The sequence below is a fragment of the Bacillus sp. S71 genome (genome assembly GCF_016625265.1).
In the GTDB taxonomy this organism is placed as follows: Bacteria; Bacillota; Bacilli; order Bacillales; family Bacillaceae_G; genus Bacillus_A; species Bacillus_A cereus.
Window position 1 is genome coordinate 556,832 of the sequence record NZ_JACVUW010000003.1, and the last position, 12,104, is coordinate 568,935.

Here is a 12,104-nt window from a genome sequence, read left to right on the forward strand (position 1 = left end):
AAGAGAATCAATACTCCATCCCCGTCTTATCCCTATCTACTATTCACATTCATACTTGTAAATCTCCTTACCATATCCTCTATCAATTAGTAAAAGTTCATTTGGATATAGTGTCTTATGTTCCATTCCTACTTCATCTTTTGTTATAAACATCCCATCAATAATCATTCCAACTACTTGTGATTCTTTCGCTACAAAGACAGATTTCGAACCTTTCTTCGCTATAAACGTAACGGATTGCACTGTTTTTCTTTCTGCTCTAAATGGGATACCAAAATAATGGTTCCACCATTTATTTCGAAGTAATTCTGGCTCTGATTGATATAGCCAATCTTTCGCTACCTCTTGATCCCATTCATAATACAGTAGTGCCTTCCGGTGAAATCTCGGCCGAACAATCCATCCTAAAACAATGATTCCTACTACTAGCAGTAATAAAGTGATAGGAATGACAAACTTAAAAATAAGCGCATATTTTTCATAAAACGAAGCATCTTGAATATGGAATGTTATGTTTTTCTTTACTTCTTGTAATTTTGAATCCTGCATTACGATGGTAGCTTCTACGGTGCCGGTATCTGTAAAATTAAATGTGTCGGAGTAATAGGGACGAGGATAAACATAGATCTGATTTCCATGTTGCTTTATTTCATAATTGATTGATTGTTTAGATGTGACACCAGTAGATTTTAATAGTTTTTTTACAGCTTCTTCTGTCATCGGCTTACCATCTAACTGTGGCTGCAAAACAAATGGTTTACTATTCTCTAAATTTGTCACTTTTTCTTCATAATCTTTTGTAACAGTTTGAAGTGATAATTTTGGTTTCTCAGCTGTTTCAATTTTAAATTCTTTCGTCTGTCTATAAAACCCCTTTATATTCATATGAACTTTCCCGCGTACTAACCCTTTACCAAGCTTAGTTTCGTAATAAAACACATGCCTTTTATCATCCCACTTCATCGGATATTGTTTTCCGTCTATTTCTACTTCTGCCTGAAAGTAAGAAGACTGAACTGGCAACTCCGTAGGCTTCGCTTCAATAACAGCAGTAACACCTTCGTACATTTCCTCTACATTTTTTTGACTACTATCATCTTTGTCATAAGTAGAAACCGTATAATTAAGCGCCGGTTCAACTAGTACTTGTAGTCCTTCTTTCTCAATGTCCTGGTCCACTTCTATCGTATAAGTTCCTGGTTTAATAACTTCCTGATTTTCCGTACTTATATGAACTATATTTCCGAACAATTTTGCTTCTCCTGGTGCATGTATGGAAAAAGAAGATTGTAATTGTAATGGTTTAGAAATTTGTGTGACCTGATAATCGGGCAGAGAAGGCGATTGTCGTACAAGCGTCATACGCTTTAATGGAAACGGTGTTGTAATCTCTACTCTTTTCCCCACTACTTTCGTTTTTACAATCGATTCAACAGAGGAGAATGGATCACGATTTGCAACTAATGCTGCCACTTGATTTACACTTTTTACAATGCCATCTTCTCCGCTTGACGGCATAGTAACACCATTTATCTCTTTCTTCCATATTTCTTTGAACGTGTTTAATTGTTCTTTTTCTTGTTGTCCTAAATCTTCTTCCATCGTAATTAAGACTGGGTGTAACGATATCTTTTTTGCATCCATTTCTTTCTTAAACTGGGCTAATTTCTGCAAAATTTGTTCTTTTCCGCCAACCTTATCTTTCTCTAAATCATTAAATGCCCCGTCAGTTAATACAATAAGCCAAAATTCACGTTTTCCATCTATATCTGCTTCCTTTTTTATAGATTGCATCGCCGTTTCTACCGCGCTAAATGGAGTATTTAAATACGTTTTCCACGCTCCAATTCCCTCAATTTCTGTTTGCCTTTTATCCTTCGTTAACGAAATGTTTAATGGATCATTCGGCTTACTCATTGGAACGTAAGAAAATTTATCTTTTTCATCTAATAGCGCAACTAAACTTTGCAAAGCATAATTGGCATATTTCCAGCGATCGTTATTTCTCATGCTGCCCGAATCGTCATATACAAGTGAAACGACCCTTTCCTTTGCCTCCTCTCCTTTTGCAAAAGCTGATAAAGGTAAACATATAAATAGAAACAACATGAACGTGGCACAAATTCGAATTTTCATGATGAGGCTTCGCCACCTTTGTAGACAAATTCCTATGTTTAAATTTATGAGAGGAAACAAGATATATGACTTGTATTTTAGGACAACTAACCCACCATAACTTTATTATGTAAACAGATCATACACTTGGTAATATTCCTTCTAGCATTCTCTATCCAATTATATAAGTAAAAAAGCCTGTTTAAGCTCCACGTTTAAAACAGACTTTTCCTACTTTTTATTTTAAAAACACATAACAAAAAGTTTGATTTTTGACTTAACACATCACTTCAATTGTAAATCCACCAGGTGCTTCAACGTAAAACGTATACGCATGGACATGCTTAGGAGGCTCCACGAAAAATCCATCTTCCTTCAATCTTTGATTTATCTTATCTACTTGTTCTTCACTTTCTTGTGGAAATCCTATATGAAATGTTTTTGGATACTGAACTTCTTTTCCTTTCATTAAAGTTAGTATAAATCCATCATTATCACGCATAACTGCAAAGGCATTCCCCCTTGTTCCACTACAAATCAAACCAAAATACCTCTCTAAAAACGCTCTAGATGCTGTTACATCTGTAACTGTTAAATTAAGATGTTTAATTCCCAATCCTTCACCTTCTTTCTCAATTTTCTAACATTTTATCATATAAAGTGAAACTTGAATCAGTCGGAGTTTTGTTCATCCCCCACTGATTATTAGCCCTCACCAATCGGGATTTTACGGGCCGCAGGGCCCCCACCTAACTTCTTTGCTTCCGCTGAATTTTGAGGTGGGGGTCTTACTGCCCACAAATAGCGGGACAAATAAAAAACACGCCTTTCACAGCGTGTTTCATTGCTTTACATACACTTCAACAATCGGATTCTCTTTATTATCCGCATGCAAGCGTATATTCGCTTCACTTGTATTATAAATACTAGCTAATAACATTATCGTTAACACATTAGGTATCTTCGCATCACTTCCGTATTTTCTCTCAAGCCCTTCCTTATATTCAAAATCTAAATCCCCCTGCACATATGTATACACTTCAAAACCATCTTCTAAATTGCAAACTACTGTATCAATAATATCTGCCCCTACTTGCTTCTTCATTTCCTCTCGCAACGCTTCAATAAATTCTTCCCACGGTACTTCGTATGTCTGAAACTGATCTGTAGATTTCATGCCTTTTCCTCCTTATATATCCTCTTCTTATATTTCCCCTTTCCTATAACAATTATGATAGATAGGACATTCATACAAGCCGCACTTGTCCCCCTTACATATCGTATTACTGTAATGCGGAAGGAGGAAAGAACATGCATAGACAAAAATGTTATGATACATGCCGACGTTATTTCGGAAAAGTTGTTCGGATTGAAGACCGTGATGGCCGTATACATTTAGGTAAAATAATCGATTTGACACAAAACTCTGTATGGATCGAACCGGTGCAACAGCGCTCATCTTTTGATTCAGGATTCGGATACTATGATGCTTATGCAAACGGTGGTTGTGACCTTTGCGGCGGCCTTAGCAGATGTGATAGTTGCGGATTTGGATGCGGTGGTGGATTCAGCAGTTGCGGATGTGGTGGCCGTGGTTGCGGTAGTTGTGGTGGCGGCGGCTGGGGTGGCGGTTGTGGCTGGGGTGTTGAACTCGGATTTGGTTTCATCTTCGGAATTACATTAGCTGCATTATTTTTCATTTAACATAGTAAAGAGTTGACTACCTTTAGCCAACTCTTTCTCTTTATTTTTCACATATAAAAATACGATGCCCTAAAATGTGTTGGTACATAAGCCGTACATTTTCATGCTGTACCCACGCCTCATATAACTCATTCGGAATATGTGAGGATACATTCCACTCTGGCTCTTCTACATAGCCAGAGATCGTTTCTGCAATCGTGCCACCGCCAGCAATTGTAATTCTTTTAAAATTTGCTTTCTGAAATAATTGTACCCACTCATTCTCAGTTAATAGTTCTTTCATGCCATATAATTGGGCGATTTTTTCTTCCTCACCCTTATCAATGTGCCTATCAATAATCATTTCAATGACAACAAGCTTACCGTCCTGCTGTAATACACGGTAACACTCCGAGATAACCCTTTCTTTCTCTGTAAAAGCGATGATTGATTCTCCAAGTACGAACTCAAATGAGTTATTCAAACAAGGTAATTGCTCTACACTTCCTTCAATTAATTGTATATCTAACCCTTCAAACAACCATCTATCTTTTGCCTTTTGAATCATAATTTCATTCTTTTCAACAGTTGTTACTTTATAACCAAATTCCCTTGTCATATATGCCGCTGTTTTTCCCGTACCGCAACCTATTTCAAGGACATTCGCTCCATATTTAAAAGGCAGTTGTGCTAACAATTGTTTTGTTAACGTAAAACCACCAGGATGAGCACTTCCTATTCCGTAATAAGCTAGGAAATCGATGTATGTGTTTCGCTTCATAGGACTCTCCTTCAAGTTTTCTATAATACATATATTCATCCAGAAAAAAATCGTGCATAGAAAAAAAGCATTTTCAAGTGCGATACCGCAACTTGAAAATGCTCTTTTCTTTCACAGGGGAATGAGGAAAAATCCCCACTGGTTAAAATTTCACTTTATTATTTCTCTTCTACATACGCCCATTTGAAACTATATTCCGGACTAATATTATGTTTCACAATTCCCTTTACATTTGGTTTCATAACATAGGATCTACCATTTTGATATAAAGGTACGAGCGCTACATCTTCTTCAAGTAACACTTTTTCTGCTTTCCCTAATTCTGTCCAACGTTTTTTTGCATCAGCCATCCATTCCGTCTTACTTTTATTAATAATGTCATCATATTTTGAATTTGAGTAGCTCATCTGGTTCTGTGAATTTTTTGTCTCAAACATATCAAGATATGTCATCGGATCCGCATAATCTGGGTTCCATCCACCATATGAAAAATCATAATCTTGGTCTGATTCTAATTTTAATTTTTGCTTAAATGGTTGCAGTTTAATATTTACTGTCACACCTTTTAGATTCTTTTCAACTTGATCTTTTACATACTCCCCAACTTTTTTCGCATTACCAGTATCATAATTTAATAGCTCTATTGTTACTTGATCTTTTCCAAGTTCTTTTTTCGCTTCTTCCCAGGCTGCTGCTGCCTTTTTAGAGTCTTGTTTTAAACCATTTTTAAACGTTTCTGCGAAATCTTTACCGTCTGGTCCAGCTGCTAAACCTTTTGGTACTAAATAATCCACTGGTTTTGAACCATCATTTAAAATGACATTCGTTAAAGCTTTCTTATCGATTGATAATGCAATTGCTTCACGTAGTTTTTTGCTCTTTAACGGTGTATCTTGCCCACCACGTTTTTGGTTTAGACGTAAGTAAAACGTACTTGTTTCCGAATATGCGCCAAACTCTTCTTTATTATTTCTATACTTATCAACAAATTCTCCTGATAAAAGTGCAAAGTCAATCGCACCTGTATCATATAAATTTACTCTTGTAGCGGGTTCTTTTACTACACTATAGTTGATTTCTTCTAGTTTTACAGTCTTTTTGTCCCAATACTGATCATTTTTCTTTAATTTCCAGCCTTGCTCATGCTTCCAATCAGTAAGTATGAACGGTCCATTATAAACTGTCGTATCAGACTCTAAACCGAATTTATTCCCTTTTTCTTTTACGAACTTTTCATTTAACGGATAGTATGACGCAAATGCCATTAAGTTCAAGAAATATGGTACTGGTCTCTCTAGTTCAACTTCCAGCGTATAATCATCTACCGCTTTTACACCTAATGTAGACACTTCTCCTTTTCCTTGATTAATCGCTTCTGCATTTTTAAGATAGTAAGCAATAAATGCATACTCAGCGGCTGTTTTTGGATCTACTAGACGTTGCCATGCAAATACGAAATCTTTCGCTGTTACAGGATCACCGTTTGACCATTTTGCATCTTTCCGTAATTTAAATGTATATTTTTTGCCATCCTCGCTTTTTGTGCTAGATTCAGCTACAGCTGGAATTGGCTTATTGTCTTTATCAAGGCGATATAAACCTTCCATTGTGTTTCCTAAAATTTGAGAACCTAACGTATCTGTATTTTTAGAAGTATCCATCGTCGGAATTTCATTCGTTTCTGTACGATTCATTACTTGCTGTGCCGCATATTTAATATCGGATTTTTTCTCTTCCCCGCCACTATTAGACGTCGTAGTCGTTTTCTTCTCCCCACCAGAAGATCCAGAACATGCTGTTAACGCCACACTCATTGCTAATACTGGCGCTACAACCGCCGTAAACTTTTTCATCTTTTTCTTCATTTTTGTACCCTCCCCAATTATATGTACGAAACTAACTTTGAGAGATTTCTAATTTGAATTATCAGAAAATTATTACTAATTATTATTCTACTAATTTTTCTCGGATTGTAAAGTATTTTTAAAAATATTCATAATAATTAATTTATTTAATTCAATAACAATCTATTACTACTATACGAATTCTCCCACATCTACTATATGTAAGTACCACTTTTCTTATTCTTCTCTATTTAATTTAATAGTAAAAGAGCGTTCTAAAAGTCATTTATGAAGTGACCCCTAAAAGTTAGACACGGTTATTTCATTAGGCAGCTTGATAAAAGTGAGTCCGGTATTGTACCGGGCTCATTTTTAATTTTGCCTTAATCCGTTTCGTATTATAATAATCTATATATTTTTCTAATTCTATTTTAAAGTGCTCTACATTTTCAAATTCTTTTATGTAGAGGAAATCCGACTTCATAATCCCAAAGAAATTTTCTATTACTGCGTTGTCGTAACAGTTGCCTTTTCGAGACATACTCTGGACGATAGCTCTTGATTCAAGTGTACGGACGTACTGTCTCATTTGATAATGCCATCCTTGATCCGAATGCATCAGTAGCTGGTGGGTTTCAGGTAAACGTTCCAATGCTTTCTCTAACATGTCTGAAACAAGCGAATACGTCGGTCTAGAACCAATTGTATAGGTAATAATTTCACCATTATACAAATCTAATACAGGTGATACATACAGTTTTTCTCCAAACAATTTAAACTCTGTGATGTCTGTTACCCACTTTTGATTCGGTGCATCTGTATGAAAATTACGCTCTAAAATATTAGGTGCAATTCTACCGACTTTTCCTTTATAGGATTTATATTTCTTCATACGCACAACACACTTTAACCCAAGCTCTTTCATAATACGCTGAACCTTCTTGTGGTTCACTTTCTGGCCACGATTCGTTAATTCATCACGAATGCGACGGTAACCATAACGACTTTCATTTTCCTCATAAATCGCTTTAATCTCAGCTTTCAAATCGGCATCTACATCTGGACGATTCATTTTCTTTACTAAATTATAATACGTGCTTCGAGGAATAGTAGCTAGCTCCACGAGTGCCTTCACCGAATATTTATGCCTTAATTCGTAGACTACTTGCGCTTTGTCTTGTTTTGTGATTTTTCCTTGTTTTGAACTAAGGCATTTAACTTTTTTAAGTACTCATTTTCCATCTCAAGCTGTTTAATGCGTGCTTCAAGTGCTTCGACTGACCCTTCAGCTAAAGGTTGTTTTAATTGTTTATTTGAATCTTTTTTCATGGATGGACGCCCCTTTTTCTTAGATTGAAGGGCATCAATTCCTTGTGTTTCGAGCTGTTTTTTCCAAACAGAAATCGTTGAAGGGGCAGGAATATTAAAGATAGCTGCCGTCTCAAATAAGGACATACCGTTTTCAATCATAAAGTTTAGTACGTCTAGTTTAAATTGTTGTGTGTAATTTGTACATCGTTTTAGAAAAGCTTCCAGACCATTCTGTTTATATTGGTTTACCCAATTCAAAATGATTGTGTCACTTATACCGAGCGATCTACCCATTTCTCGATAACTTTCATTTCCGTTCAAATAACGTAGAACGATTTGTATTTTTTCATCAGCTGTAAATTTAGCCATAGAAAAACTGCACCTCCAATTGTTAGACTGTGTCTAACAATTGGGGTGCAGTTCATTATCTACCTTTAAAACGCTCTTTTTTATTATTTCCCTTCCGTTACATAAGCCCACTTAAAGCTATATTCTGGACTGATGTTATGTTTCACAATTCCTTTAACATTCGGTTTCATTACATACGCTCTACCTGTTTGATATAAAGGAATTAATCCTGCATCTTCTTCAAGGAACAATTTCTCTGCTTTCCCTAACGTTTCCCAACGCTTCTTCGGATCAGACAATAATTCATTACCTGCTTTCGCTACCATTTCATCGTATTTTGGATTCGAATAACTCATTTGGTTATATGGGCTCTTCGATTCAAACATATCAATAAACGTCATCGGATCCGAATAATCTGGGCTCCAACCTGCAAATGAAACTTCATAATCTTGCGCTGACTCTAATTTCAGTTTTTGTTTGAACGGCTGAATTTTCGTGTTAACCGTTACACCTTTTAAATTTTTCTCAATTTGATCTTTAAAATAGTCAGCAATTTTTTTCGCAGTTCCATCATCATAGCTTAGTAGTTCAATTGTCACTTGATCTTTTCCAAGTTCTTTTTTCGCTGCTTCCCAAGCTGCTGCACCTTTTTTCGGATCATATTTTAGACCATTTTTAAATGTATCTTGGTAATCTTTACCGTCAGGCCCTGTCGCAAGCCCTTTTGGTACTAATTGATCTGTTGCTTTTGAACCGTTATTTAAAATAACGTTCGCTAAGCCTTTTTTATCAATTGATAATGCGATTGCTTCACGTAGTTTTTTGCTCTTTAACGGTGTATCTTGTCCGTTACGCTTTTGATTTAAACGTAAGAAGAATGTACTTGCTTCTGAATACTCACCGTACTCCTCTTTGTTCGATTTATATTTATCAACGAATTCTCCTGATAATAGTGTAAAATCAATTGATCCTGTATCATATAAGTTTACTTTCGTCGCAACTTCTTTTACTACACTATAGTTAATTTCTTCTAATTTCACAGTCTTTTTATCCCAATACTGATCATTTCTCTTTAATTGCCATCCTTGTTCATGTTTCCATGACGCCATAACGAACGGTCCGTTATACAACGTTGTATCTGCTTCTAAACCGAACTTATCTCCTTTTTCTTTTACGAACTTTTCATTTAAAGGATAGTACGATGGAAATGCCATTAAATTCAAGAAATACGGTACTGGCTTTTCTAATTCTACTTCTAGCGTATAATCATCTACCGCTTTTGCTCCTAAATCTGTTAGAGGTTTTTCACCTTTATTAATTGCTTCTGCATTTTTAATATAGAAAGCGATAAACGCATATTCTGCCGCTGTATTTTTATCGAGTAAGCGCTGCCATCCGTATACGAAATCTTTCGCTGTTACAGGATCACCGTTAGACCATTTTGCATCTTTACGTAGTTTAAATGTATATTTTTTGCCATCCTCGCTTTTCGTACTAGATTCTGCCACAGCTGGAATTGGCTTATTATCTTTATCTAATCGATATAAACCTTCCATTGTGTTCCCTAAAATTTGAGAACCTAATGTATCAGTAGATTTTGAAACATCCATCGTCGGAATTTCTTGATTTTCTGTACGATTTAATACTTGTTTCGCTGCGTATTTAATTTCAGCTTTTTTCTCTTCCCCACCACCACTAGACGTCGTAGTTGATTTCTTCTCCCCACCAGATCCAGAACACGCTGTCAACGCCATACTCATCGCTAATACTGGCGCCACAACCGCCGTAAACTTTTTCATCTTTTTCTTCATTTTTGTATCCTCCCCAATTATATGTACGAAACTAAATTCGAGTAATTTCCTAATAACTAGTTATCAGAAAATTCTTATTAATTAATATTCTACTATTTTTTCTAGTTTTGTAAAGTTATTTTTAAAATATTTAGAAAATTTATTTTACTTGACGGTCTGTTTTCTATGACATACTACAGATATCCCCCATCTACTACCTTTCGTTTTTTCTCTACTCTTCCATTTTTCACGTTGAATTGTACAATAAAAAAAGTACTTCAAAGCAGGTTGACTGCTTTGAAGTACTTTCACAACTCTATTATTTCTCAGTTACATATGCCCACTTAAAGCTAAATTCTGGACTGATATTATGTTTTACTACACCTTTTACATTTGGTTGTAAAACATAAGAATCTCCACGTTGATATAAAGGTACAATCGCTACATCTTCTTCAAGTAATGTTTTTTCAGCTTTTCCTAACTCTTCCCAACGTTTCTTTGCATCGCTCATTAATTCCGTTCCAGCTTTTTTCACCATGCCGTCATATTTAGGGTCAGAGAAGCTCATTTGGTTATGAGAATGTCCAGTCTCAAACATATCTAAGAACGTCATTGGATCTGCATAATCTGGATTCCAACCACCGTATGAAATATCATATTGTTGCTCAGATTCTAATTTTAGTTTTTGCTTAAATGGTTGAAGTTTAATGTTAACTGTTACACCTTTTAAGTTCTTCTCAATTTGGTCCTTAATATATTCTCCAACTTTTTTCGCATTACCAGTATCATAGTTTAAGAATTCAATTGTAACTTGGTCTTTACCTAGCTCTTTTTTCGCTTCTTCCCAAGCTGCAGCAGCTTTTTTAGCATTTGGTTTTAAACCATTTTTAAACGTTTCTTGGAAGTCTTTACCGTCTGGTCCAGTTGCTAAACCTTTTGGTACTAAGAAGTCAGCTTCTTTTGATCCATCATTTAAAATTACGTTTGCTAAATTCTTTTTATCAACTGATAGTGCAATTGCTTCACGTAACTTTTTACTCTTTAATGGTGTATCTTGTCCATCACGTTTTTGGTTCATACGAATAAAATACGTACTCACTTGTGAATATGTTCCGAATTCATCTTTCTTATTTCTGTATTTATCTACGAACTCTCCAGTTAATAAAGCAAAGTCAACTTGACCGCTATCATATAAATTGATAAGAGTTGCTGGTTCTTTAACAACACTGAAGTTAACTTCTTCAAGTTTTACAGTCTTTTTATCCCAATACTGATCATTTTTCTTTAATTGCCATCCTTGTTCATGCTTCCAATCTTTAAGAACAAACGGTCCATTATAAACTGTTGTATCAGACTCTATACCGAACTTCTCCCCTTTTTCTTTTACGAATTTTTCATTTAATGGGTAGTACGATGGGAATGCTACTAAGTTTAAGAAGTACGGTACCGCTTGCTCTAATTCAACTTCAAGCGTAAGATCATCTACCGCTTTCACTCCTAATTCAGCTACAGGTTTTTCACCTTTATTAACCACTTCTGCATTTTTAATTGGGAATGCGATAAATGCATACTCAGCAGCTGTTTTTGGATCTAATAGACGTTGCCAAGCATATACGAAATCTTTCGCCGTTACTGGATCTCCATTTGACCATTTTGCATCTTTACGTAGTTTAAATGTATATTTTTTACCATCTTCACTTTTCGTGCTAGATTCTGCTGCAGCTGGAATAGGCTTATTATCTTTATCAAGACGATATAATCCTTCCATCGTATTCCCTAGCATTTGTGAAGATACTGTATCTGTTGATTTAGAAGAATCCATCGTTGGAATCTCTTGGTTTACTGTTCGATTCAACACTTGTTTTGCCGCTAATTTTCCCTCTGACTTGCTATCTCCACTTGAGTTTGTGCTTGTCTTTTTATCTCCGCCTGATGTAGAACATGCTGTTAGTGCCATGCTCATTGCTAAAACCGGTACTACAACTGCTGTTAGTTTTTTCATTTTTTTCTTTTTCATTTTCTGTACCCTCCCTAATTCTAAACGATAGCTATTAAAGAATTTTCTGATGATTCTGTTTTTCTTTATATATTTATCAGACGATTCTTACTACTTCTTATTCTACTAATTTTTTAAAATTTGTAAAGTACTATTATTGAAAATTTTTAAAAAATTATTTTCTTACAGTAATATTCATAAAAATTCCATAAAGTTTCGAAACACTATACCTCATT

Annotated in this window: 9 protein-coding genes; 1 reads left to right on the plus strand and 8 read right to left on the minus strand. The window is 35.4% G+C overall.

Annotation, left to right across the window (positions count from 1 at the left end):
- Positions 1 to 39: 39 nt before the first annotated feature.
- The 3 genes from IBT51_RS09730 to IBT51_RS09740 all read right to left on the minus strand — a co-directional run bounded on the left by IBT51_RS09730 (position 40) and on the right by IBT51_RS09740 (position 3,292).
- Positions 40 to 2,136, minus strand: a complete 2,097-nt coding sequence (locus tag IBT51_RS09730) for a vWA domain-containing protein (RefSeq protein ID WP_200458094.1) — start codon at positions 2,134 to 2,136, stop codon at positions 40 to 42.
- Positions 2,137 to 2,392: 256 nt separating this feature from the next.
- Positions 2,393 to 2,731 carry a VOC family protein gene (locus IBT51_RS09735; RefSeq protein WP_023522706.1) on the minus strand — a complete coding sequence of 113 codons (339 nt, stop codon included), beginning with the start codon at positions 2,729 to 2,731 and terminating at the stop codon, positions 2,393 to 2,395.
- A 225-nt stretch (positions 2,732 to 2,956) separates the two neighbouring features.
- Positions 2,957 to 3,292: a hypothetical protein gene (locus IBT51_RS09740; RefSeq protein WP_000842905.1), complete on the minus strand. Its 336-nt coding sequence runs from the start codon at positions 3,290 to 3,292 to the stop codon at positions 2,957 to 2,959.
- A 134-nt stretch (positions 3,293 to 3,426) separates the two neighbouring features.
- Between IBT51_RS09740 and IBT51_RS09745 the strand changes: the two genes are divergently transcribed.
- Positions 3,427 to 3,819 carry a hypothetical protein gene (locus IBT51_RS09745; RefSeq protein ID WP_106824431.1) on the plus strand — a complete coding sequence of 131 codons (393 nt, stop codon included), beginning with the start codon at positions 3,427 to 3,429 and terminating at the stop codon, positions 3,817 to 3,819.
- Positions 3,820 to 3,859: 40 nt separating this feature from the next.
- Here the strand turns inward: IBT51_RS09745 and IBT51_RS09750 are convergent, their stop codons facing one another.
- The 5 genes from IBT51_RS09750 to IBT51_RS09770 form a co-directional block, all read right to left on the minus strand.
- A complete protein-coding gene (locus tag IBT51_RS09750) occupies positions 3,860 to 4,579 on the minus strand; it encodes a class I SAM-dependent methyltransferase (RefSeq protein WP_000828255.1) in 720 nt (239 codons plus the stop codon).
- Positions 4,580 to 4,737: 158 nt separating this feature from the next.
- Positions 4,738 to 6,444 carry a peptide ABC transporter substrate-binding protein gene (locus IBT51_RS09755; protein WP_106824429.1) on the minus strand — a complete coding sequence of 569 codons (1,707 nt, stop codon included), beginning with the start codon at positions 6,442 to 6,444 and terminating at the stop codon, positions 4,738 to 4,740.
- A gap of 304 nt (positions 6,445 to 6,748) precedes the next feature.
- A protein-coding gene (locus IBT51_RS09760; RefSeq protein WP_088023479.1) for an IS3 family transposase occupies positions 6,749 to 8,103 on the minus strand; the annotation gives its coding sequence in 2 pieces (ribosomal slippage) (positions 6,749 to 7,650 and positions 7,650 to 8,103; 1,356 coding nt in all).
- Positions 8,104 to 8,186: 83 nt separating this feature from the next.
- Positions 8,187 to 9,893, minus strand: coding sequence for a peptide ABC transporter substrate-binding protein (locus IBT51_RS09765; protein ID WP_000728443.1), 1,707 nt, complete (start codon positions 9,891 to 9,893; stop codon positions 8,187 to 8,189).
- A 298-nt stretch (positions 9,894 to 10,191) separates the two neighbouring features.
- Entirely contained in the window at positions 10,192 to 11,889 is a 1,698-nt protein-coding gene (locus IBT51_RS09770; protein WP_002066447.1) for a peptide ABC transporter substrate-binding protein, read from the minus strand.
- Positions 11,890 to 12,104: the final 215 nt, after the last annotated feature.

Coding starts and splice junctions, on each gene's coding strand:
- IBT51_RS09730 (WP_200458094.1), bottom strand. CDS start 2,136: ATGAAAATTCGAATTTGTGCCACGTTCATGTTGTTTCTATTTATATGT.
- IBT51_RS09740 (WP_000842905.1), bottom strand. CDS start 3,292: ATGAAATCTACAGATCAGTTTCAGACATACGAAGTACCGTGGGAAGAA.
- IBT51_RS09745 (WP_106824431.1), top strand. CDS start 3,427: ATGCATAGACAAAAATGTTATGATACATGCCGACGTTATTTCGGAAAA.
- IBT51_RS09750 (WP_000828255.1), bottom strand. CDS start 4,579: ATGAAGCGAAACACATACATCGATTTCCTAGCTTATTACGGAATAGGA.
- IBT51_RS09755 (WP_106824429.1), bottom strand. CDS start 6,444: ATGAAGAAAAAGATGAAAAAGTTTACGGCGGTTGTAGCGCCAGTATTA.
- IBT51_RS09765 (WP_000728443.1), bottom strand. CDS start 9,893: ATGAAGAAAAAGATGAAAAAGTTTACGGCGGTTGTGGCGCCAGTATTA.
- IBT51_RS09770 (WP_002066447.1), bottom strand. CDS start 11,889: ATGAAAAAGAAAAAAATGAAAAAACTAACAGCAGTTGTAGTACCGGTT.